This window comes from Limnoglobus roseus, assembly GCF_008254045.1.
In the GTDB taxonomy this organism is placed as follows: Bacteria; Planctomycetota; Planctomycetia; order Gemmatales; family Gemmataceae; genus Limnoglobus; species Limnoglobus roseus.
In genome coordinates, this window is the sequence record NZ_CP042425.1 from 8020157 (window position 1) to 8043490 (window position 23334).

The window sequence follows — 23334 nt, forward strand, 5'->3', positions numbered from 1 at the left end:
GGGTGAACCCGGGTCAGACTTGCTTGTACGCCGACATCGGCGGCGGGGGCGGCGGGAAGGTCGAGCCCTTGGCGACCAGGACACCGCCGCCGTACGGATCGGTTCTCGAACCAGACCCGCACGGGCCGGACGTGCAACAGTTCGCTCCGCCGACGGCCGCGTTGAGCCCGAAGCAGAATACGGAGAGGACGTTGATGCACACACCATCCACGTCCATTTCGAACGCGGCCACAGTGATGGCCGCCCCCGGCGCGGTCGAACTCGAAGCGCAACCCAGACCGCTAGCGCACCACTGACCGGAGGAAAGGGCGACGGGCGAGGCCGTGCTCGCATCCGATGCGGGGGGGGTAACGCTCCCGGAATAGGTTCTCACCCTCACTCCGGTCACGTTCGAAGAAGAAATCGCACCGTGCGCGCAGATCGCCCCCGATCCGGAACCACTGCCGAAACCGCCTCCTCCGCCAGATTGGGCGGCCACGGAGGAACCTGCGGTCGGGCAATTGATGGGCATGTCAACTCCTTATCGGGTGAGCAATAGCTCGGCGGAAACGAGAGTGGCGGCGCAATTCTGAGCGTATAAACCGAATTCCCCCGCGTAGGGGATCTTCAACCCTGCGAGCTTTGGCATGGTGCGAATTGGCTTCTGGATCACCCCATCCCACAAGACCTCGTGCACCGAATCGCCGAGAACGCGAACTTCCAACGTGTGATCCTCCACCTCTACGGGAGGGATGGGGGCCGATGCGAACCCTATCTCCTGGCTAGTCGAGTTCCGGTTGGGGAACCGGGTGATGATATGCTTCTCTCGGTGGAGAATGGCGTCCCGCGGGAGTCCCTTCGGCCCCTGCCGCATTTCAATCGTCTCGCAGACGATCTCGCCGGGTTGCCCGCCAGTCTGCCCGCCGTAGAAGACACCGACGTTTCCCGTCCACGGGTTCTGCCGCAAAATGAACTTCAACGTGTAGTTCGGCTGATCGACCCGGCCGAGCGAAATCATGGCCGGCTTGATTGTCTGCACGCCCAGCTGCTTCGCGTCGGGGTCGAACCAACGGTGCCCCCGCTGGAATGGGTCTTCCCAATGAAACGCCGGCGGTTCGAAGCCGGGCTTGCGGTCCAAGAGATCGAACCACTTTCCCACTACCGGGCCTTCGGGCAGGGTGTTCGCGACGGCTTGAGGGATGGGCGATGCCCATTTCAAATACCCGGCCCACCACGCGCCCGCCACGGCGATCAACAGCGCGAACGGCAAGAGCGGGACCAACCGACGGCGGAAGCCGGGCGTTTGGGACTTTACTTTCGGCTTGCGGGTCGTTTGCTTGCGCGTCGCAATCGGCGACGGCAGCGGGGTGCCCGTTTGCGCCTGGCTCCTGAGCCGGAAGCTGGTCGCGCGGAGTTGTGTGAGGTCGGTTTCGGCCGCCAATGGGGTCAGTTCGCACGCCAAATCCGCCGGCGTCTGGGGCCGCTCCGTCGGATCCTTCGCGAGCAGTCGGGCCAGCAATTCATCGACCGCGTTCGCCTCGTCCCGCGGGAGGTCCGGGCGAACGTCGGCCAGCCGCTTGGGCAACTCACGTAGCAAGACATCGGAGTCGGTCGAGTCGATCGGCGGGCGGCCCGTGAGCAGGTAGTAAAGGGTGCAGCCGAGGCTGTAGAGGTCGGCCCGAATGTCGATGGCGTGCGAGTCCCGCCACTGCTCGGGGGCCATGTACGGGGGCGTGCCCATCACCTGACCGTTCCAGGTCAAGCCCTCGGACAACGGGCGGGCGTGGAGGAAGAAAGCCAGGCCGAGGTCGAGGACTTTCACACCCCCGTCGGTGGTGAGCATCAAATTGTGCGGTTTGATGTCGCGGTGAACCAGACCGTGCTCGTGGGCGTGCTGCAATCCCAGGGCGGCCTGCCGGATGATTTCGCAGGCATCGGCGACGGGCAACGGCCCCGCTTCGCGGACCAACTTCGCCAGGTCGACGCCGTCGATCAGTTCCATGACGAGGTAGTGCCGGCCCTCACTCTCGCCAGCGTCGGTGGCGCGAACAATGTTCGGGTGGTTCAACTGCCCGATCACTTCCATCTCGCGGTTGAAGCGGCCGACGGCTTGGTGGTTCGAGCCTTGCGCTTCCGGGAGGATCTTGATCGCGAACCACTTCCGCAGGCGGATGTGTTCCGCCCGGTAGACTTCCCCCATACCCCCCTGCCCGATGTGCTCCCCGAGGCGGTACGTCCCGATGAACATTCGTTTGGCGGCCGGCAGGAAGGCGATCGTGTGGGCCAATCCACCGGGGGGATTGCCCGCCAGCGGGCGCAGCTCCCCCGCACCGGCGACCGGACCAGTGACGCCGTTCGCAGCGTCCGCGTCGGATTGGACTTTCTGGACGATCGCGGTGCAACTGTCACAGTGCGACAAGTGCACGGCAATTGACTGACGATGAAGGGGTTCGAGATGCCCGTGAAGGAATGCCTGGAGGATATTCAACTTCGGGCACGAATTGGGCAGTGTTCGCTCGGTGTTCATGGGCACCTTCCTGTTCCTTCACAGGCACGGGGTTGTCCGGTCACTCGCCCCACCCTCGCCACGGCATCTCAGGAGAGGAAAGATACCGTGGCGTTCATCCGCACCATCAGGCCTGCCAAGCTCATACTAACGCTAGCACCATCTTCGGGAAGGTTGATTTGTCCAATGTCAGCGAGATTCTCACGCGGTATTCAGGCCTTCCTCCCGGTTCCCGTCATCCCATCAGGGTGCGGAACTCTTCGAACAAGTAACTGCTGTCGTGCGGCCCGGCGGCCGCCTCGGGGTGGTATTGCACGCTGAAGACCGGCATGTCCTCGGCCCGCATCCCTTCGAGCGTCTGATCGTTCAGGTTCAGGTGCGTGGGCAAGACGTTCGACGGCAGCGTCGCAGGGTCCACCGTGAACCCGTGGTTCTGGGTGGTGATCTCGACGGCCCCGGTGGCGACATTCATGACCGGCTGGTTGGCCCCGCGGTGGCCGAACTTCAGTTTGAAGGTCTTCGCCCCGTACGCCAGGCCGAGGAGTTGGTGGCCCAGGCAGATGCCGAACATCGGCTTCTTGCCGAGCAAGTCCTTCACCGTCTGGATGGCGTACCCGACAGCTGCCGGGTCGCCGGGGCCGTTGCTGAGGAAAATGCCGTCCGGGTTGTGCGAGAGAACGTCTTCCGCCGTGGCCGTACCGGGCACAACCGTCACGCGGCAGCCGACCTGCGTCAAGCAGCGGAGGATGTTCCACTTCATGCCGTAGTCGATGGCCACCACGTGCTTTTCGGCCGCCCGTGTCGGCAGGACGTGTTCGCAGAACGGCCCGAAGCCCTTGCTCCAGTTGAACGCCTTGTCGGGCACTACTTCCCGCACGAGGTCACGGCCTTCCATGCCAGGAAATGCCTTCGCCTTGGCCAGCAGCGACGCATCGTCGAGGTCGGCGGTGGAAACGATGCCGTTCATCGCGCCGCGGGCCCGCAACCGGCGGACCAGCGCCCGCGTGTCAATGCCCTCGATGCCGACGACGTTGTAGGCGTTCAGGTACGTGTCCAGGTCGCGGTGGCTTCGGAAGTTGCTCGGCACTTTCGTCAGTTCGCGGACGACGAACCCTTGCACCTGCACGCCCAGCGATTCCGCGTCCTCGCTCGTCGTGCCGTAGTTGCCGATGAGCGGGTAAGTCATGGTGACGATCTGCCCCTTATAGCTGGGGTCGGTCAGCACTTCCTGATAGCCGGTCATCGACGTGTTGAAGACGACTTCGCCCAGTTTCTCGCCGTGCGCGCCGAAGGCCCGGCCGGTAAAAATCGTGCCGTCCTCAAGGACGAGTTTCGCGATCTTTGTCATCGTGTCTCGGAAGGTTAGGAGTGATCCCGCGCAAACAGGGTTATCTTAGGAGATCGAGCCCCGGCAGAAAGAGCCACCCCGGCAGAAGTGCCGGATATTCGGTGACACGGGATCACGGCCCCGTCGGCGGATGAGTTGAAAGCCTCAGAATCCTCAAAATTCCAACAGGCGGGGGCCGGCACGCCCAACACAGCCCATCCGAACCGACTGCCGGCGGCGGTTCTACAGCCTGCCCTCTCAATTCAGCTACTCCAACAGGTAGTGCCCGCCCGATATTTCACGGCTTCCCATCCTTCCGTGTTCGACTACCTGCTTGGGCTTGCCGAGTTTTCGGGGAATGGGTAGCTTTCTTTCCCACTCTACCACCAGGGTGGGGACTGTTGTTGGCTTTGTGAGGGTTGGCCGTGAGTTTGACCGTTCGTCAAATGGCGGCGTTGGTCGCGGGAGAAGTCGTCGGCAACGGCGACGCCGAGATCGTCGACGCCCGCCCGCTGACCGACGCGAAACCCGGGCACATCACGTTCGTCGAGGACGACCGTTACCTCGATGCGTGGCACCATTCGCCCGCCTCGGCCGCCCTCGTGCTGCCGCACGTGCCCGTCAACGGTCGCCCGCTCATCAAGGTTCTCGACCCGCTGATGGCCTTCGTGTCGATCGTCAAACACCTGCGCGGGAACTCGCCGGCCGCCACCAGTTCGATCCACCCGAGCGCCCAGATTCACCCGACAGCGGTCATCGGAACTGACGCTGAGATCGGCCCGTTCGTCGTCGTGGAAGCCGGGTGCGTGATCGGGGCCCGGGCGACACTGCTAGCGGGGGCAACGATCGGGAAGAACTGCCGCCTCGGCGACGACGTGACCCTGCACCCCCACGCGGTGCTGTACGACACCACCGTCATCGGCAACCGAGTCACGATCCACGCCAACTGTGTCCTCGGGGCGGACGGTTTCGGATACCGCACGCAGGGCGGCCGGCACGTGAAGGTGCCGCAACTCGGGTACGTGGAAATCGCCGACGACGTGGAAATCGGTGCGTGTACGACGATCGACCGCGGCACCTTTGGCCCGACGCGGGTCGGCCAAGGAACGAAGATCGACAACCTCGTGATGATCGCGCACAACTGCCAGATCGGCCGGCACAACCTGCTCGTCAGTCAGGTCGGCATTGCCGGGTCCACGACCACGGGCGATTACGTCGTCATGGCCGGGCAGGTCGGCATCGCCGACCACCTGCACGTCGGCGACCGAGCCATCCTCGGGGCGAAGGCAGGCGTTCACAAGGACGTCCCGCCCGATTCGCGGATGCTCGGCGCCCCGGCGACGCCGGACCGCGAGCAAATGCGGATCATGATGAGCCTCGAAAAGCTGCCCGAACTCCGACGGGATTTGCGGAAGATCAAGCAAATGCTCGGCCTGCCGACGAAAGCCGAGGGCAAGGGGGAGACGAAGGAATGATGGCGGTTCAGCCGGCGGCGTTCGCCGGGTCCACCCCTACCGGGCGGATCGCCCCGGTGGGGTTGCTGGCCTGTGCCGGACGGTTCCCGATTGTCATTGCCGAGAAAGCCCGCGAGTGCGGCATTCCCGTCGTCTGTGTCGGCGTCGCTGGGATGGCTGACCCGGCCCTGAAGACCATCTGCCACGAGTACCACTCACTTCGGCGGATGTCGATGAACTTCATCAGCCGCCGGTTCGTCCGCGGCGGCGTGACCCGGTGGGCGATGGCCGGGAAATTCCACAAGCACGTCCTCTTCCAACCGTGGCGGTGGCTGCAAATGATGCCGGACTGGCGGATGGCCCGCTTCTGGTACTCCCGCACCCGCTCCGACAACAAAGACGACTCGATCCTTCTCGGCTTTATCAGCGAGTTGCGGAAGGACGGCCTAGAGTGCGTGTCCGCCCTGGAACTTTGCCCGGAGTTGCTCGTGTCCCACGGCCTACTCACCCGCCGCCGCCCGACCGCGGCCGAAGAACGTGACATTCAGTTCGGGTGGTCGCTCGCCAAACAGATGGGCGCGCTCGACGTGGGCCAGAGCGTGATGGTCCGCGAGCGGGCCGTGCTGGCGGTCGAGGCCATCGAGGGCACCGACCTGGCCATCCGGCGGGCCGGCGAACTGTGCGGGAAGAACCACTTCGTCGTGGTGAAAGTCGCCAAGCCGCGGCAGGACATGCGGTTCGACGTGCCGACCGTTGGCGTGACGACCATCGAGACGATGCGAGCCGCCGGGGCAACGGTGTTGGCCGTGGAAGCCGGCAAAACGATTCTGCTCGATCAAGACCGCACGATCGCCCTCGCCGACCGCTACGGCATCACCATTACGGCCGTTCAGGACGATCAGGTCGCAGGGTCGACGACGCCCTGAAATTCTGCCGGAAGTTTCGGCCCCCACTCGCACATCCGATACGGGTGGAGTATGATGCTGCCTTAGCAGAGATTCCCTCCGCCCCGGCCAACTATGGGTTCGATGAACTTTCACCTGCCCAACCCCCTGCCCGCCGGGGGCCGGTCCGCCGTTGAACGAGTCCAGTTCACGGGCGGCTACGATCGAACGCCGTTCCCGACGGAGGCGAAGCTCTCCCCCGCCGCCCTTCAACTGACGAAATCGCAGCAGGAGAGTTGCGCGGTCACGATCCCCTGGCCGGTCGAGACGTTCGGCTCTCCGGTCACGTCCACAGCGACCCTCCGGGAACGGCCCGAGTCGTACGATCTGCTCGTCGAGTTGGCCCGCGGGAAGTTGAACCAACTCCGCAACGCCATCGCCGAGTTGGAAGCCCAGGGCTTGAGCCCGGCCCCCGAAGTGATGGCCGCGGCCAAGAGCGCGACGCAAGCCTTCGTGACGGCGGTGCTGAACCCGGGCACGGCCCAGTCGGCCGCCGACGCTGGGCAAACGATCCGCCACTGCTACGTCAGTTCCGACGCCCTGATGCGGCAGTTCACCGGCACCGCCATCCAACTCCGCACCCAGGGCCAGCGGCGAATCCCCACCCGGTGGGGTTGCCGGATTCAGTCGGTTCCCAACGCGGCCGAGACGGCGCTTTTCAAGGCCGCGTTCACGAGCGTGGTCGTGGTCCCGAATTGGGCCGAGATCGAAATCGCCTCGACGAATTTCGACTGGCGGAATCTTGACGCGATGGTCGACTGGGCTATCGCCAACAACTACCAGCCGACCATCGGCCCCCTCATCGACTTCGGCGAACCGCTGCCCGGGTGGCTCGACGGCTGGGAGGGCGAACTGCCGAGCCTCGCCGCGTTCTTCTGCGACTTCATCGAGTCGGTCGTTCACCGCTACCAGGACCGCGTCAAGAACTGGGTGCTTTGCTCCGGCTTCAACCACTGGAACCGCTACGGCGTCAGCGAGGACGACCGCCTGCGGCTCGTGGGGCGGATGCTCGAACTCGCCCGTACGACCGACGTGGACGCCCGCTGGGTGATCGGCCTGACGCAGCCGTGGGGCGACTACCTCGGCGGCGACGATCACAGTTATTCGCCACTGGTGTTCAGCGACACGCTCCTCCGCAGCGGTCTGTCGGTCAACGGCTTCGAACTCGAACTGTTCGCCGGGAACGACGACCGGGCAAGTCTGCTGCGGGACGGCCTCGACACCGTCCGGTTGCTCGATCTGTTCGGCCTGCTCGGGGTACCGCTCGACGTGGTCGCACGGCACCCCGGTCGGGCGAAGGCGAGCGACTCTCAGAAAGCGGGCGACTTGTCGAAGTGCTGGCGGTCGTCGGACGGCGAACCGGCGCAGTCCGAGTGGGGCGATTGGGTGTCGAAGCTCTGCCTGAGTTACGCCCACATCCGGTCGTTCACGTGGGCCGCGTGGACGGACACGGCCGACGACGCACTCGGACTGGTGACAGCCGACGGCCGGCCGAAGCCCCTTCTACGCGCCTTACAAGCCCGCCGCGAGCAATGCCTCTGACGCTCACGCCGCGTCAGTCGGCCCGGCTTACGATCATCCTCGTGGCCGTCCTCTGGAGTACCGGCAGCCTGTTCATGCGGTTGCTGCAACAGCCGACCGCCTTGGAGTTGGACGAACCGCACCTGTCGCCCATTCAGATCGCCTTCTACCGCTCGCTCTTTGCCGGGTTGTGCCTCCTGCCGTTGATCCGCCCGCGAGACTGCCGCGTGCGGCCGGCGATGGGGTTACTGGTCGTCACGTTCGCGGTGATGAGTGCCCTGTACCTGACGGCGCTCGGGAGTGGTTCGGCCGCGAACGCCATCCTGTTGCAGAACACGTCGCCCGTGTGGGTTTACTTCCTCGGCATCTGGTTCCTCGGCGAACGAGCCGACCGCCGATCGCTCGCGGCCGTCCTCATCGGCCTCCTCGGGGCGGTCGTCATCGTGGGCGGCAACTGGCCCCGTGAGGAACAGGGAGTCGCGGCGGCCACGCAGATCGAGTTGCTTTTAATGGGCCTCGGCAGCGGCTTCACCTATGCCGGCGTCGTGCTGATCTTGCGATCCCTGCGGAACGAATCGCCCGCGTGGCTGACGATGCTCAACCTCCTCGGCACGGCCGCGATGATGGGGTTGTTCTTCGCCTGCAAACTCGGTCTCGACGGCTTCTGGACCTGGGTCACGGCCCCGTCGGGCAAACAACTGGCGTTCCTCGCGTTCTTCGGGTGCGTTCAACTCGCGGTCCCCTACGTCCTCTTCGCCCGGAGTTTGAAAACGGTCAGCCCGAACGAGGCGAGCATCATCACGCTCCTCGAACCCGTGCTGAACCCGGTGTGGGCGTACTTGATCGCCCCGGACCGCGAAACGCCGACGGACTGGACGCTCATCGGCGGCGGCCTATTGTTGGCCGCCCTCGTCTGGCGGTACGCCCCGCGGCCGGCGGCAGTTGCTAAACTTGAAGCAGAGCCGTGACGCCCGTGGGTGACAACTCATGTCGAACGACCCGATTCGTGTGCTCGTCATCGACGACGACCGGAACTTCGCGCAGACCATCGCGGAAGCCCTCGCCAAGAAGGGAAACAACGTCGTCACCGTCGCCAACAGCGGGGCGGCGGGCAGCCAGAAGATCGAGGACGGCGACTACGAGGTCGTCCTCACCGACCTGAAGATGGCCGACGTGGACGGGTTGAGCATCGTCAAACTCGTCCGCGAGAAGATGCCGGACGCACAGGTGTACGTCATCACCGGGCAGGGCGATGTGAAGACCGCCGTCGAGGCGATGAAGGCCGGGGCGGAACACTACATCATCAAGGACAAGATCGTCCTGGACGAGATCCGGGCCATCGTCGAGAAGTCGGCCGAGCGAGTGCGATTGGCAGCCGCCAACCGCGAACTGCGGCGGCAACTCGACGAGAAGTTCGGCTTCGAGGGCGTCGTCGGCAACAGCCGGCAGATGCAGGACGTGCTGCGAAAGCTCAAAGCCTTCGCCCCTTCCCCGGCGACGGTCCTGATCCTCGGCGAGAACGGCACCGGGAAGGAACTCGCCGCGAAGGCGCTGCACACGAACAGCCCCCGCAAGAACAAGCCGTTCGTGGCGATGAACTGCGCCGCCCTGAATGAGAACCTGCTCGACGACGAGATGTTCGGCCACGTCCCCGGGGCGTTCACCGACGCCCGCGGCGAGCGCAAGGGCCGATTCGAGTACGCCAACGGCGGCACACTCTTCCTCGACGAAATCGGCGACATGCCGGTGAACCTTCAGGCGAAACTCCTGCGCACGCTGGAGAACGGCGAGGTCACGCGCATCGGGGCGAACAGCCCGATCAAGGTGGACGTGCGGCTCATCGCGGCGACGAACCGGGACCTGGACGCGATGGTGAAGGACGGCAAGTTCCGCCTCGATCTGCTCCACCGGCTGAAGGTGGCCGTGGTCCGGCTTCCCGCCCTGCGCGAACGGCGGGACGACTTGCCGCTGCTGTTCGACCACTTCTTGAAGGAACTGTGTGCCCGACACCATAAGGCCGTGCCGAAAGTGGCGGAAGCCGTGCGGCGGGCGTTCGCGGCGTACCCGTGGCCGGGGAACGTCCGCGAAATGCGGAACACAATGGAGAGCATGGTGCTGCTCGATTCCGACGACGTCCTCGGCGTGGACGACCTACCGGAAGAGTTCAGCCACGCCCCCGGCGGCCCGCCGCCCGCATCGCTCGACGGCGCGAACGACGGCCTGATCGGCCGACCGCTGCACGAGGTCGAGCGGTACTACACCGAAAAGGCGCTCGAACTGACGAAGAACAACCGCGAGGAGGCGGCGAAACTCCTTCAGATCGGGGAACGGACCTTGTACCGCAACTTGCTGAAATGGAAGAATGAGGAGTGAAGGAACCTCCTCAGGGATCGCGCATGGGCCGGATTGAGTTGTTGCCGCCGGATGTGGTCACGAAGATCGCGGCCGGCGAGGTCATCGAACGGCCCGCGAGCGCCGTCAAGGAACTGGTCGAGAACAGCATCGACGCCGGGGCGACCCGAATCGACATCGACCTGGAACAGGGCGGCACGGAACTGATCCGCGTCGTGGACAACGGCCACGGCATTCATGCCGCCGATTTGCCCCTCGCGTTCGCCGCCCATGCCACGAGCAAGTTGCGATCAGCCGACGACCTGTTCCGCATCCTCACGAAGGGCTTCCGCGGTGAAGCCCTCGCGTCGATCGGGGGCGTCGCGAAGGTGACGCTGCAATCGCGGCGGGCCGAAGAGCCGGCCGGGGCGGAGATCAAGTGCGACGGCGGCATCGTCGGCGACGTGCGGCCATGGGGCGGGTCGCCGGGCACGCGGATCGAGGTCCGCCACCTGTTCTACAGCGTCCCGGCCCGCAAGAAGTTCCTGAAGAGCGCCGCCACCGAGATCGGCCGCACGACCGACATCGTCGAGTGGCTCGCCCTCTCGCACCCCGGCTTGCACATCGTCCTGCGGCACAACGGCAAGCTCGTCTACGACATCCCCGCGAGCGCCAGTTTCACCGACCGCGTGGCCCTCTTCTTCGGCGGGAACGTCCGCGACGGCCTTTACCACGTCGATTCCGGCCCGGCCGACGATAACGGCCTTCGCCTCCAGGGCTGGATCGGCGACCCAGCCATCGACCGCGGTAACGCGAAGTTGCAATACCTGTTCGTCAACGGCCGGTGGTTCCGCGACCGCAGCCTGTCCTACGCGATTCAGGAAGGCTACCGGAACCTTATCATGACCGGCCGCCATCCGGTCGCGTTCCTGTTCCTCACTGTGCCGCCGGATCAGGTGGACGTGAACGCCCACCCCACAAAGGCGGAAGTGCGGTTCCGCGAGAACTCGCTGCTCTTCTCGCTCATCCGGGCGACGATCAAGAATCGGCTGCTGAAAGAAAACCTCGTGCCGCGGCTAACGGTGGCGGAACAGCCATTGACGGCCCCTCTCCCCTCGCCGACGCTGTTCTCGCCGCGGCGGGAACTCGCCGAACGAACCCTTGCACCGTGGGAGGCGATCCCCGCGCGAAAGATCGAGGTTCCGCCGCCGGACCTGCCGTTTTCGTACTCTCCACCACCGAGTCGCACGCCGTCGATTCCATTCGTGGCCCCGCCGCCCCGTGCGGCCGAACCGCCTCCACCCCCGCCGGTTGCCCCACAGCCCTCGGCCCCGCCGGTGGAATTCCCGATTCCGGCGACCGGGACGGCTTTGCAATTACACGATGCGTACCTGGTGATGGAAACGCCGGACGGGATGCTCGTCATCGACCAGCACGCCCTGCACGAGCGCATCCTGTTCGAACAACTGCAACGGCGGATTCGCGACGGGAAGCTCGAAGTGCAGCGGTTGCTCATCCCGGAGCCGATCGACCTGCCGGCGAACCACGTCGCGGTCGTGCTGGAAGCGAAAGACGCTCTCGCGGACCTCGGCCTCGAAGTCGGCGAGTTCGGCGGCAACACGATCATCCTGTCGAGCTACCCAACGCTGTTGTCGCGCCGGCCGCCGCACGAGATTCTGCAAGGCGTGATCGACTACCTCGTGACGAAGGAGCAGTTGCCGCCGAAGGAAGTAATGCTCGACCACCTGCTCGCCACGATGGCGTGCAAGGCCGCCGTGAAGGCCGGCGACCCGCTGACACCCGAAGAGATCTCGCACCTGTTGGAACTGCGAGCAATGGCCGAAGACTCGCACCACTGCCCGCACGGCCGGCCGACATCATTGCTGTTCAGCCGGCAGGATTTGGATCGACAGTTCCGACGAATCTAACCAGTGCGAAACGCGGAATGAAAACCTAAAGCAGTCTTGGTTTTCATTCCGCACTCCGAACTCCGCATTCCGCACTGCGATCAGCCCCACGTCACCAGGCCCGGTTCGAACGAGTGGTTCAGGTTCGCGTGCTTTGGGAGCACGCGGACGCTGAACCCGAACTGGCCGCTGGCCGCGCATGGGACGGTGCCGGTGAAGTTCACCTTGCCCGCCTCCGGTGAGCCGTTCGGCGACAACACGAACGGCTTCGGTTCGGCCACCTCCCCCATCGCGTCGAGCAGGCCGTAGCAGAGTTGCACTTCCACGTCCTTCGGGGCGATGGTGCCGAGTTGGACCGTCACCTTGACGGGGAACGTCGTGCCGACCCGCAACAGGTCGCCGTTCGGGGCGTCCACGTTCTCGACGCGGACCTGCCGCCAGTCGCCGGTGATCTTCTTCCGCCAGTCGGCCAACTCGCGGGCACTCTTGAGGTGGTCGGCCTCCAGCGTGCGGAACCGCCGATGGCTGGGCACGTAGCTCTTCTCGGTGTACTCTTCGACCATCCGGTTCGTGTTGAACACCGGCACGAGCGTCGCAATGCACCGCTTCATCCGCCGAATCCACTGCCGCGGCAGGCCGTCGGCCCCGCGCTGGTAAAACATCGGCAGCACTTCCTTCTCCAGAATCTCGTACAGCGCCCGGCTCTCGACGTCGTCCTGGTAGGTCTCAGCGTCGTGCTTGTACTCCTCGCCCGAGCCGATGGCCCAGCCGTTCTCGCCGTCGTACCCCTCGCACCACCAGCCGTCGAGGATGCTCAGGTTCAGGCCGCCGTTGACGGCCGCCTTCATGCCGCTGGTGCCGCTAGCCTCGTGCGGCCGGCGGGGGTTGTTCAGCCACACGTCCACGCCCTGAACCAAGTAGCGGCAGACGTTCATCTCGTAGTCTTCGAGGAACACGACCTTGCGGCGGAGTTCCTCCCGCTTGGCGTACTGCACCACGCGGGAGATGAGTTCCTTCCCGCCGTTGTCCTTCGGGTGGGCCTTGCCCGAGAATACGAACTGGATCGGCCGTTGCGTACTGTTCGTCAGTTGCAGTAGGCGTTCGATGTCGCGGAAGATCAGGTCGCCGCGCTTGTAGGTGGCGAACCGGCGGGCGAAGCCGATGGTCAGCGCTTCCGGGTCCAGCACTTCCTCGGCCCGGTCCACGTCCGCGGGCGGCGCGCCGCGGCGTTTCAGTTGGGCCTTCAGGCGGGCGCGGGCGAGAACGATCAGCCGCTCGCGGCACCGCTCGTGCGTCCGCCACAGTTCGGCGTCCGGGATCGACTCGACGCGCTTCCAGATGTCAAAGTTCGTCGGCTCCTCTTCCCAGTGGACGCCGATGTAGCGGTCGAACAGCTGGGCGAGTTCCGGGGCCAGCCACGTCTGCGTGTGAACGCCGTTGGTGACGGACCCGATCGGCACTTCGCCCTTCGGCAGCGTCGGCCAGATGCCGTTCCACATGTCGCGGGAGACTTCGCCGTGGAGGGCACTCACGCCGTTCGAGACGTTCGCGAGCTTGATGGCCAGCACCGTCATGCTGAACGGCTCGTCGTTGTTCTCCGGGCGGATACGGCCGAGCGAGAAAAACTGGGCACGGTCGATGCCGAGTTTCGGGAGGTAGTCGGCGAAGTAGTGGTCCATCATGCTGGCCGGGAAGGCGTCGTTGCCGGCCGGCACGGGCGTGTGCGTGGTGAAGCAGGTGCCCGCCTTGACGGCCTCCGCGGCCACCTCGAAGGAGAGCTTGTTCTCTTCCATGAGCACGCGAATCCGCTCCAGACTGACGAAGGCCGCGTGGCCCTCGTTCATGTGGCAGATCGACGGCTTCTGGCCGATCTTGCGGAGCGCCCGGATGCCGCCGATGCCGAGGATGATTTCCTGCTGGATGCGGGTGTTCGAATCGCCGCCGTATAACTGCGACGTGATCGCCCGGTCTTCCGGCCGGTTCTCCGGGATGTTCGCGTCCAACAGGTACAGCGGCACGCGGCCGACCTGGATGCGCCAGATGCGCAGGAAGACGTCCCGGCCCGGCAGCGGCGCGGAAACGATGACTGGCGAGCCGTCCGCGGCGAGTTCCGGGATCAGCGGCAGGGTGAAGAAGTCGTTCTCCGGGTACCGTTCCTGCTGCCAGCCGTCCACGTTCAGGTATTGGCGGAAGTACCCCTCGCGGTACATCAGGCTCACGCCGACCAGCGGCAGGCCGAGGTCGCTGGCGCTCTTCAGGTGGTCGCCGGCCAGCACGCCGAGGCCGCCGGAATAGATCGGCACGCTCTCGTGAATGCCGAACTCCGCCGAGAAGTAGGCGATCTTCGCGTCCTTCTCGGCCTTATAGGTTTCCTCGTACCAGGTCGGGGCCTTCATGTAGTGGTCGAGGGCTTCGGCCACGCGGTCCATGTGGGCGAGGAAACCGTCGTCGTCGAGTAGTTCTTCGAACCGCTTCTGCTCCAGCGTCGTCAGCAGACGGATCGGGCTGTGGTCGAGGGCTTCGAACAGGTCCGGGTTGATCCGTCGGAATAGCGCGACGGCATTCGCGTTCCAGCACCACCACAGGTTGTTCGCGAGGACCTGAAGCGGTTTGAGGCGTTCAGGAATGCTCGGCAGAACGGTGTAGGTGCGGATCGAACGAACGGGCATGAAAGTTCCTCAAATCGCGTAAACGGGAACACCGCGGCTCAGACAAGTCGCGGTGTGGTTACGAGCAACAGGGGAGAACTGCGCGGTTGGTAGTTTAGAGAATGTGGGAGAATCTTTCAATTCGAGTCTGAGTGGGCGTAAGAACGGCCTTAAACACACCGGGTCGAATGGCTTAATCGCCCCGGTGTTCGGCCGCCGCGGTCACGAAATCGGAGAAAAGTCTCCGCATTGCGGGGGTAGTCTCGACAAGTTCTTCGGGGTGCCATTGCACCGCGAGGACATAACCGCCGGTCGTTCCTTCCACCCCCTCGATCACCCCGTCCGGCGAAAAGGCGGTGGCGATCAGGTCTTTCCCCAGGTCTTTCACGGCCTGATGGTGGATGCTGTTCACGGGAAGGACGGCCGAACCGAGCAAGTCGGCCAACCGCGACCCCGCTTTGACCGTCACGTCGTGAACTTGGGCCGTCCGGTCGAGGTGTTGTTGCGCTGCCGTGAAGTCGTGCTTGATCGCGGCCGGAACCTGCGTGGCGATGTCCTGGTACAGCGACCCGCCGCACGCGACGTTCAAGATTTGCAGCCCGCGGCAAATGCCGAAGATCGGCGTCCGCGATTCCAGGGCTTGCCGGATGAGCGAAATCTCCACGGCGTCCCGGTTCGCATCGGTGCCGCCGCACACCGGGCGTGTGGCTTCGCCGTACCGGCTCGGCTCGATGTCCGCCCCGCCCGCGAGGAACAGGCCGTCGAGCCGCTCGAAGATTTCGCGGAGCGTGTCGGAGTCGTTCGTGAGCAGGGGAATCAGCCACGGCACGGCCCCGAACGACTCGAGAACCTCAATGTACCGCTGGCTCATCAGCCACGCGGCAGGTCGTTCGCCGGGGATGGCGGATTGCGATTGCATCACGATGCCGATGACCGGCCGCTTCGCCATAACGGAATCTCCACGCGGTACGATATCACTAAGGGCGAAGTTGATACAGGGCGGCCGTCCGCCCCTGGGCAATCCGTTGCCACCGACTCGATTGTATCAGGTACTCTTCGAGCGGTTCCCGCGGCTCGGACGTGGAGAGGAGAGCCGTGGTGAAGCCGTACCGGCGTTGCCAGCCGTCGAACCGCTCGGGATGTTTGCCGATCGTCTCGACGTAATCTGTCAGCCACTCGTCGCCGCAAAGCTCGAAACGATCGTCCCCGAAGTTCTTCAGCGTCGGGGCGAAGTAGATCACGAAGCCGCCGAAGTTCATGTCGTTGTAGATCGGCGTCCCCGCCGGTACGGTACGAGCGAACGCCTGGAGCGGTTCGACCATATCCATCGGCATCGCGGGAGAATCGAGTTTCGCCCAACCGCTGCCGATCACGGGGAGAGGAACGCGGGCAGCCTGCGAAACCAATGCGACGGCTATAAGTATGCCAGGAATGGTTCGCCCTGGCCAGCCAATCTTCGGCAGAACGTCCGCCGGGTCGCGCGTGAGGGAATCGCCGGACGCCTTCAGCCACCGGTACCAGGCCGTGTGCGGCCAGATGTCGGCGGCCACGACGGCCCCGACGACCACGAACAGCGGCCCCTGCCGGATGCCCTTGAGCGTCAGCACGAACCAGACGACCGGGAGCAGCCACGTCACGCGCCACCGCCGAAATCCCACGGAGAACAGCAACGCGGCGTAGAAGAGTGCGAACAAGAGCACCGCTTGATCGCCTTCCCGCGTCGGGTCCAACGGGCTGTGTTCCGCGACGAATGCCGCCATCGCCGGTGAACCGACAATGCGGAACCAGGTACGTTGCAGTTCCAGCCCGATCGGGTTCACGAACATCGTCACGGCACACAAGGCGATCAACGCCGCCATTCCGGCCACCTCCGTCCAGGACCGGAGGGGCGAGTCTTTCTTCAACACGAACGTCCCGCCCCAGCCGAGGGCGGCCAACCCCATCGTGAACAGACCGCCGAGCATCCCGCCGTGGATGTTGGTCCAGACGGCATGAATCGGGATCAGCCACGCCATCCGCCGGAGCGTCAGCCAGCCACGGTCGAAATCGACCAGGAAAGCGGCGACGACGGCCATCAGCACGATGGTCGCCATGTGCGGGCGGGCGTAGAAGTGGAAGCCGGCCGCGACGAGGGCGAAGCCGGCCGCGACCGCCGCCAACGGCACGCCCATGCCCCCGGCGAGGAAGCGGCGGAAGATGCCGGTAAACAACCCGGCGATCAGCAGCGAGAAGCCGAGCAAGATCGTATCGAATCCGCCGACGCCGTGGGCGAGGGCCATCAGACATTCGCCGCCCCACTGCTGCGGAATCCAGGTCCGGCCGGCGAACGGGAACGTGAACGGGTCGGTCCGCATGATGCCGTCGCGGAAGATCAACTCGCCGACGCGAACGTGCCACAAGGTGCCAGGGTCGGCAAGCCCCCGCGACCGGAACGCGACGGCGCACCCGATCCAGGCGGCCAGGAAGAACAGCGCTTCCGGCGGGAAGAACCGACGCCCGGGACGTTGGCCTTGACCCGGCTCATTCTCACGATTTACCATTCCCAACTTCCCGACGGATGATTGGCTCGACGCAAGGATGCTTCACCGATGCCGACGATCAACAAGCGGTTCCTGTTCCAGTTGTTCTTCGTGCTCGCCCTGTTCGCGGGCTTACTCGTCGGCGCGCACACGATTCAAGCGAGCCGCATCCCGGAAGCCCTGAAGCGACAGGCCGAGCGGGCTGCCGACGCGAGCAAGCCGGACGCGGCCGTCCGCTACTTGCGACAGTACCTCGAATTCCGCCCCAACGACGCCGACATTCAGGAACGACTCGCCGAACTCCTGCGGCAGCGGTCCGGGCAATCGTCGCGCTCGGAACTCGTCTTCCTGTACGACAAGATTCTTCGCACCGACCCCGGCCGGCAGAGCGTGCGGCTCGAAGCCGTCGTGGCCTGCCTGCAACTCAACCGCTACACCGACGCGGCGGCGCACGCCGAAGTTTACCTTAAGGAATCGCCGAACGACGCGACCGCGTGGCGACACCTCGCCCGTGCCCAGGTCGGGCAGCGGCAGTTCGACGCGGCCCAGAAGAGCTTCGAAACCGCCATCGCGAAGGCCCCGCAGGAGTTGGTGGGGTATCAAGTTTACGCCGAGTTCCTCTGGTACGACCACAAGAAGATCGCCGACGCGAAGGCGGCTTACGACCGCATGGTGACCGCCCTGCCCACCCGGCCAGAAACGTATCTCGACCGGGCGAAGTTCCTCATGCGATCGGCCGAGCCGACCGCCGCCGTGCCAGCCCTGAAGGACGACCCGGTGCTGAGCGACCTGAACCGCGCCGGCGAACTCGCACCGACCAACCCGGATGTCGCGCTCTTCCGGGGCGAACGCCTTCAGCGGCACCGCGAGGTGCTGGCCGCCCGCGCGAGCTATCTCGACGGCCTCAAGCACAACCCCGACCACGAGCGTCTGAGTCTGAGCCTGGCGTGGCTGGAAGTCAACCGCGGCAACCTGCCGGGGGCGGTCCAGGTGCTGGAAGAAGCCCTCGAACGCTCCAAGGACGGCATCGAAATCGTCGTCCCGCTGGCCGACCTGCTCATGCTCTCGGGCGACGCCTCGCGGACGCAAGGGATCATCGACAAGCTCGAATCGAAACGCGGCAAGAACGTCAAGCCGCGGGCGAACTACCTCCGCGGCCGCCTCGCCATGCAGCGGCAGAAGTGGGACGAGGCCATCGCCGTCTTCACCGCGTTGCGGGCCGAATCGCTCGATCTGCCGGTCCTCGAAACGCGAGCGAACCTCCTGCTCGCGGCCTGCTACCAGCAGACCGGCGACGCGGCCAAGGCGATCGAGTGCCTCCAAATGGTGACGCTGAAGGAACCGTCCAACCTCGACGCCCGCGTGGCGGTGGCCCAGGCGTTCCTGAACGCCGGGAAGTTTGCGGACGCGGTGCGGGAGTACGAAACCGCCGCCGCGAACGCCGCCGCATCGCCGGCCGTGATCGACACGCTCGTTCAACTGAAGGCCCGGCGGGCCGCATCCGCGAGTGCCGGGAAAGACCTCGAACGGCAGGCGGTCGAGTTCGCCAACCGCCTCGGGCAGAAGACCGCCGATGGCGGCCTGATCCTCGCCGACTACGCCCGCACCGCCGGGAAACCGCGTGCCAGCGTGGACATCTTGCAAAAGACCCTCGTCAAGCACGCCACCGACCCCCGCGTCTGGGTGAAGCTGTCCGAAGCCGTCGCGGACACGACCGGGGTTCCCGCCGGCTTGGCGATCCTCGACGAAGCCCAAGGGGCGGTCGGCGACAACGCGGACCTTCGCCTCGCCCGGGCCGAACTGTACGTCCGCGACCCGGCCCAACTGCGGCCGATCACGAACCTGGAAACGCAGACCGAGTCGTGGACCGAGGAAGACCAAACGCGGCTGCTCCACGGGCTCATCGATCTGAGCGACCGCCAGGGCGACGGTGCGAACGTGATCCGACTGTACAAGAAGCTCGCCGCTCGCCGGCCCCGCGACACCACCGGGTGGCTGGCTCTCTGCCGCCGCGGGTGGGCCGCTGGCGACGAAGCCACGGCCACGGAAGCGGCCGCGGCCCTTCAGAAACTCGACGGGAAGCCGGCCGAAAGCGACGCGCTCTGCACCACCTGGCGGGAGATGGCGAAGGGCGAAGCCTCGCTCTCGGCCCTCAAGTCGTTCGGCGAGAAGCCGAACCGCGGCGACGCCTGCATCGCGGTGGCCCGCCAGTACGAGCGCGAGTCGCAGTTGCCGAAGGCCGCCGCCCTCTACGCGCGGGCCGTGCTACTGGAACCACTCCAGTTCGACCCGGCGAAAGCCTATCTCTCCTTCCTGGTGCGGCACGGCGAGGACGCGGAATTGACCCGCTACGTCGGCCAACTGACCACCGACCCCCGCTGGGCGAGCGAGCCGTTCCTCCGCGTCGCGCACTCGGTGCTGATGTCGGTCCGCGATTCCAAGACCGCCGACCGCCTCCTGACCGCGTGCCGGCCGCACATCGAACGGCAACCGGGCGGCCTCGGCTGGCTCGCGGACGTTTACTCGAAGCTGAAGCGGCCGCAGGACGCCTTCTCGCTGTGCGAACGGGCCATTGCCGTCGCGGGCACGACGCCGGACGACTGGCTGCGGTACGCGATTCGGAAGGCGGAAGTCTCTGGGCGGGAGGCCGGCGTGGCCGTGGTCTTGGCGGCGAAGGCAAAGCTGCCTCCGCCCGCGTTCGCCAGTCTGGCCGCGTCCTTCACGGAATCCCGGGTCGGCAAGGGGGCCGTCATCGCGACCGACTCGGCCGCCGAACTCCGCACCTCCGCCGAGGCGCGTCTGTCGATTCTGCTGGCCCAGTTGAACCGGACGGAGGCCGTGCGGTTGCTCGAACAATTCCTGGCGAACGATCACATCACGGCCGCCGACGGAGCCTGGGGCCGCCGCAAACTCGCGATGTTGCTCACCGTCCGCGGCGAGCCGAGCGACCGGAAGCGGGCCTTCGAACTACTGGTCGAAGATGTCGGCGACACCGTCGAGGACAAGCGGACCACGGTCGCGGTGATGGCCTCGCTCTACCGCTTCCTGGACGGTTCGGACCGCTCGGCGGTGCTCGCGAAGGCCGTCGCGATTCTCGAAGAGATGACGGCGAAGGCCGACAAGTCGAGCGCCCGGGATCTGTACAACCTCAGTCAACTCTACCGGGCGGCCGGTCAAACGACGCAGGCCGTCGGCGCGATTCAGAAGTTGCTGAACACGAACCCGGACAACGTGGAGTACCTCTTGGCCGCCCTCGGCATCTTGAACGACGCCCAGCAGCGGGACGCGGCCCAACCGTTCGCGGACCGGCTGCTCGCCGTCGCCCCGAACGACTTCCGCGTCGTCTCGGCCGTGGCCCACTTCGAGTGCCAGCGGGGCCACCCAGACCGTGCAAACGCCCTGGCCGACCGCTACGAGCGCACGGCCGACACTGCGGCCGGCGAACAGACGCGCAAGTCGGCCCAGGCGGCGGCGCTCCTGGACGACTGCTCCCGGCTGCCGGGCGTGGCGAAGACCCCGGCCGCGGCGAAGTTGGTGGACGCGGCCGTGACCAAGTACGAGTCGATCCTGCACGCCCGGCCCGAAGTGTTGGCCGCTTTGGCGAACTCGCTCGCGGCGAACGGCCGAGTGTCCGACGCCTTCGCGGCGATCGAGCGGTCAGCCAAGGTTTTGCCCGTCCGTTACCGTGCCCTCGCGGGGGTCGATGCCGCCCACGCCGGCGGCGTCGGAGAACCGCAGAAGGTCCAACTCCGGGCGTGGCTCGACGAGGCCATCGCCCAGGAACCGGCGTCTCAGTCGTTGCGGTTGGCCGACGCGGAGTTCTTCACCCTGACGAACGACCTCCCGGCCGCCACGAAAATTTACGAGGCGGTGTTGAAGCAAGACCCTCGGAACCCGGTCGCGTTGAACAACCTCGCCTGGATTCTCGCCCCGAAGCCGGAGGCCGCGGCCCAGGCGCAAACTCTCCTCGACCGAGCGGCGACGGAATCGGGGCTTACGGGAGAACTGCTCGACACCCGGTCTCGTATTCGTATCGCGGCCGGGCAGTTCGCCCTCGCCGAACAGGACGCCGCGGAGGCGTTGAAGCAGGAGAAGACGCCGTTGCGGTACTTCCACCTGGCCCTCGCCCAACGCGAGCAACAGCCGGCGAAGGGTGCGGTCGCGTTCCAGGAGGCGAAGAAGCGCGGCCTCGACGCGAAGGCGGTTCACCCGCTCGACCGGCAACTGCTACAAAATTTCGAACGCGCTCAGTGATCGGGTTCGGATAATGAGCAGTGATGAAATTCGGCGACGTTTCATCAACATCCCCCCTGACGGGGTCGCCGAATCCCGGCCGCGGAGTCGAGCCGATGATGGCCACGACGGTCCTTCGTACAACGAAACCACCGATGACACCCGCCGACGACCCCGTCAAGCGCTACCACGCTCTCCTGGGGCATAGCACCATCGCGGCCGATTCGTGGGGTGTGTTGTCAGAGGAGCTTAAAAAGCACGGCCTGTACTTCGGCACCCGGCCGCTGTGCAACGTCCTCCGGCCGCGGTTCCTGACAGCCGAACAGCGCCGCCTGATCGATTCGCGGTCGAACATCCTGGCCACCGCCCTCCGGCGGATGCAGGAAATCGCCATCGCCGAACCGGCCATCCGCTCGCGATTTCGCCTCCTCGATTGGGAAGAAGAACTCCTCGACATCCAGACGCGATTCTCCCACCCCTGCCCCATCACCCGGTTCGACGGGTTCATCGCCGACGACGGCCGGTTACGGTTCACCGAAATTAACGCGCAGTCGCCGGCAGGGGCCGGTTTCACCGACGCGATGACGAACGCCTTCCGCAAGATGCCGGTCATGGACATCTTCTCGAAGACGTACCCGATGGTCAGCCTGCCGACGCGGTCCGGCGTGCTGGCGTCGCTGCTCAGTTCCTACCGCGACTGGGCCGGCAACTCGCACGAGCCGCCGCGGTTGGCCATCGTGGACTGGGAGGAAGTCCCGACCCGGTCGGACTTCGTCCTCCTGCAAGAACACTTCCGCGAAGAAGGCCACCCGACCCGCATCCTCTCCCCGCACGACCTCGAATTCGACGGCCGCCAGCTCACCGCCCACGGCGAGCCGATCACCCTCGTCTACCGGCGGGTGCTCATGGTGGAACTCATCAGCCAGTGCGGGATGAACCACCCGCTCATCCAGGCGTCGCGGGCCGGGGCCGTGTGCGTGGTGAACCCGATCTCGTGCCGCCTGCCGGGGAAAAAAGCGAGTTTCGCGTTCCTGAGCGACGAGGAAAACGGCGACTGGTTCACGCCGGTGCAGCGGAGCGCGATCCGCGACAACATCCCGTGGACGCGGTTCGTCGAGGAGCGGAAAACGCAGTACGGCGGGCAGGTCGTGGACCTGATCCCTTTTATCATCAAGAACAAGGATCGGCTGGTCCTGAAGCCGAACGACAGTTACGGCGGCCGGGCGGTTGTCCTCGGCTGGATGGTGGACCCGGCCGCGTGGGACGCCGCCGTGACCGCGGCGCTGGCCGAGCCGTACATTGTGCAGGAGCGGATCCAGTTGCCGACGGAGATCTTCCCGTCGTGGGAGAACGACATGCTCCTGTTCGCCCCGCGGTGGTTGGACACCTGCCCGTTCATGGGGGCCGACGACAACGCCTTCGGCTGCCTCACCCGGCTGTCCACGCTCCCGCTGGTCAACGTCACCGCGGGCGGCGGGGCGATGGTCCCGACCATGATCTTCCCGCCCGCATCGACTCCGTGAGCCGCGCCATGATTAGCACCTTCAACCGCTCCGGCATTCAGTTCCAGTACCCGAGCAATTGGAACCTCGACCTCGAAGAAGACGGTGTCAGTTGGACCGCCACCGTGCAGAGTAACGAACTGGCGTTCGTCCTCGTGAGCTTCCGCCCCGACGCCGCCGACCCGGCCGAGCTCGCCGACGAAGCCCTGGTAGCGATCCGCGAAGAGTACAAGGAACTGGACGCCGAGAACGCGATCGAATCGTTCAACGGCCTCCCGGCGGTCGGGCACAACATCGACTTCCTGACCGTAGACATGTCGATCACCTGTCGCACGCGGGCGTTCGACACGCCGGGCGGCCCGACGCTGGTGCTGTGCCAGTTCGGCGAGTACGACCGCGAGAAAAACGAACCCGTCCTCGACGCCATCTGTGCGTCCATGCGTTTCACCTCCGAATGAGTGCC

At 65.6% G+C, this 23334-nt stretch carries 15 protein-coding genes; 9 read left to right on the top strand and 6 right to left on the bottom strand.

All coding sequences use genetic code 11. The annotated features are described in order from the left end of the window. Positions 1-13: 13 nt before the first annotated feature. From PX52LOC_RS41350 to carA, 3 genes are all read right to left on the bottom strand, one after another. Entirely contained in the window at positions 14-232 is a 219-nt protein-coding gene (locus tag PX52LOC_RS41350) for a hypothetical protein (RefSeq protein ID WP_168219388.1), read from the bottom strand. A gap of 288 nt (positions 233-520) precedes the next feature. Then, entirely contained in the window at positions 521-2506 is a 1986-nt protein-coding gene (locus PX52LOC_RS34450) for a serine/threonine protein kinase (protein ID WP_149114330.1), read from the bottom strand. 214 nt (positions 2507-2720) lie between these two features. Continuing rightward, entirely contained in the window at positions 2721-3833 is a 1113-nt protein-coding gene (gene carA, locus PX52LOC_RS34455; RefSeq protein WP_149114331.1) for a glutamine-hydrolyzing carbamoyl-phosphate synthase small subunit, read from the bottom strand. Between the two features lie 404 nt (positions 3834-4237). On the opposite strand from carA, the gene lpxD reads away from it, so the two are divergent. The 6 genes from lpxD (at position 4238) to mutL (ending at position 11990) form a co-directional block, all read left to right on the top strand. After that, positions 4238-5287: a UDP-3-O-(3-hydroxymyristoyl)glucosamine N-acyltransferase gene (gene lpxD, locus PX52LOC_RS34460; RefSeq protein ID WP_149114332.1), complete on the top strand. Its 1050-nt coding sequence runs from the start codon at positions 4238-4240 to the stop codon at positions 5285-5287. Beyond that, complete coding sequence (locus PX52LOC_RS34465; RefSeq protein ID WP_246173554.1) at positions 5284-6192, top strand: LpxI family protein; 909 nt, start codon at positions 5284-5286, stop codon at positions 6190-6192. Before lpxD ends, PX52LOC_RS34465 begins: the two co-directional genes overlap by 4 nt. Positions 6193-6294: 102 nt before the next feature. Further along, positions 6295-7752 (top strand): endo-1,4-beta-xylanase, encoded by a 1458-nt coding sequence (locus PX52LOC_RS34470; protein ID WP_168219389.1) that lies wholly within the window; start codon positions 6295-6297, stop codon positions 7750-7752. After that, positions 7743-8699 carry a DMT family transporter gene (locus PX52LOC_RS34475; protein WP_149114334.1) on the top strand — a complete coding sequence of 319 codons (957 nt, stop codon included), beginning with the start codon at positions 7743-7745 and terminating at the stop codon, positions 8697-8699. The genes PX52LOC_RS34470 and PX52LOC_RS34475 overlap by 10 nt, the downstream gene beginning before the upstream one ends. A gap of 19 nt (positions 8700-8718) precedes the next feature. After that, positions 8719-10104 (top strand): sigma-54-dependent transcriptional regulator, encoded by a 1386-nt coding sequence (locus PX52LOC_RS34480; protein ID WP_149114335.1) that lies wholly within the window; start codon positions 8719-8721, stop codon positions 10102-10104. A 23-nt stretch (positions 10105-10127) separates the two neighbouring features. After that, positions 10128-11990: a DNA mismatch repair endonuclease MutL gene (gene mutL / locus PX52LOC_RS34485; protein WP_149114336.1), complete on the top strand. Its 1863-nt coding sequence runs from the start codon at positions 10128-10130 to the stop codon at positions 11988-11990. An 80-nt stretch (positions 11991-12070) separates the two neighbouring features. Here mutL and glgP read toward each other — a convergent pair whose 3' ends face one another. The 3 genes from glgP to PX52LOC_RS34500 form a co-directional block, all read right to left on the bottom strand. Beyond that, on the bottom strand, positions 12071-14638 hold the full coding sequence (gene glgP / locus PX52LOC_RS34490; protein WP_149114337.1) for an alpha-glucan family phosphorylase: 2568 nt from the start codon (positions 14636-14638) through the stop codon (positions 12071-12073). Positions 14639-14810: 172 nt separating this feature from the next. Beyond that, on the bottom strand, positions 14811-15566 hold the full coding sequence (locus tag PX52LOC_RS34495) for a gamma-glutamyl-gamma-aminobutyrate hydrolase family protein (RefSeq protein WP_149114338.1): 756 nt from the start codon (positions 15564-15566) through the stop codon (positions 14811-14813). A 28-nt stretch (positions 15567-15594) separates the two neighbouring features. Then, complete coding sequence (locus tag PX52LOC_RS34500; RefSeq protein WP_149114339.1) at positions 15595-17157, bottom strand: hypothetical protein; 1563 nt, start codon at positions 17155-17157, stop codon at positions 15595-15597. Between the two features lie 48 nt (positions 17158-17205). On the opposite strand from PX52LOC_RS34500, the gene PX52LOC_RS34505 reads away from it, so the two are divergent. From PX52LOC_RS34505 to PX52LOC_RS34515, 3 genes are all read left to right on the top strand, one after another. Next, the gene (locus PX52LOC_RS34505; protein ID WP_149114340.1) at positions 17206-21390 is read left to right on the top strand and encodes a tetratricopeptide repeat protein; all 4185 of its coding nucleotides are present in this window, start codon (positions 17206-17208) and stop codon (positions 21388-21390) included. A gap of 134 nt (positions 21391-21524) precedes the next feature. Then, on the top strand, positions 21525-22892 hold the full coding sequence (locus PX52LOC_RS34510; protein WP_149114341.1) for a circularly permuted type 2 ATP-grasp protein: 1368 nt from the start codon (positions 21525-21527) through the stop codon (positions 22890-22892). Between the two features lie 8 nt (positions 22893-22900). After that, positions 22901-23329, top strand: a complete 429-nt coding sequence (locus PX52LOC_RS34515; protein ID WP_149114342.1) for a hypothetical protein — start codon at positions 22901-22903, stop codon at positions 23327-23329. Positions 23330-23334 lie beyond the last annotated feature (5 nt).

What these genes read in the sequence shown, in the direction of transcription:
- PX52LOC_RS34480 (WP_149114335.1), top strand. Translation starts at nt 8,719, where the DNA reads ATGTCGAACGACCCGATTCGTGTGCTCGTCATCGACGACGACCGGAAC.
- PX52LOC_RS34510 (WP_149114341.1), top strand. Translation starts at nt 21,525, where the DNA reads ATGACACCCGCCGACGACCCCGTCAAGCGCTACCACGCTCTCCTGGGG.
- PX52LOC_RS34505 (WP_149114340.1), top strand. Translation starts at nt 17,206, where the DNA reads ATGCCGACGATCAACAAGCGGTTCCTGTTCCAGTTGTTCTTCGTGCTC.
- PX52LOC_RS34465 (WP_246173554.1), top strand. Translation starts at nt 5,284, where the DNA reads ATGATGGCGGTTCAGCCGGCGGCGTTCGCCGGGTCCACCCCTACCGGG.
- mutL (WP_149114336.1), top strand. Translation starts at nt 10,128, where the DNA reads ATGGGCCGGATTGAGTTGTTGCCGCCGGATGTGGTCACGAAGATCGCG.
- carA (WP_149114331.1), bottom strand. Translation starts at nt 3,833, where the DNA reads ATGACAAAGATCGCGAAACTCGTCCTTGAGGACGGCACGATTTTTACC.
- PX52LOC_RS34495 (WP_149114338.1), bottom strand. Translation starts at nt 15,566, where the DNA reads ATGGCGAAGCGGCCGGTCATCGGCATCGTGATGCAATCGCAATCCGCC.
- glgP (WP_149114337.1), bottom strand. Translation starts at nt 14,638, where the DNA reads ATGCCCGTTCGTTCGATCCGCACCTACACCGTTCTGCCGAGCATTCCT.
- PX52LOC_RS34515 (WP_149114342.1), top strand. Translation starts at nt 22,901, where the DNA reads ATGATTAGCACCTTCAACCGCTCCGGCATTCAGTTCCAGTACCCGAGC.
- PX52LOC_RS34475 (WP_149114334.1), top strand. Translation starts at nt 7,743, where the DNA reads ATGCCTCTGACGCTCACGCCGCGTCAGTCGGCCCGGCTTACGATCATC.
- PX52LOC_RS34450 (WP_149114330.1), bottom strand. Translation starts at nt 2,506, where the DNA reads ATGAACACCGAGCGAACACTGCCCAATTCGTGCCCGAAGTTGAATATC.
- PX52LOC_RS34470 (WP_168219389.1), top strand. Translation starts at nt 6,295, where the DNA reads ATGAACTTTCACCTGCCCAACCCCCTGCCCGCCGGGGGCCGGTCCGCC.
- PX52LOC_RS34500 (WP_149114339.1), bottom strand. Translation starts at nt 17,157, where the DNA reads ATGGTAAATCGTGAGAATGAGCCGGGTCAAGGCCAACGTCCCGGGCGT.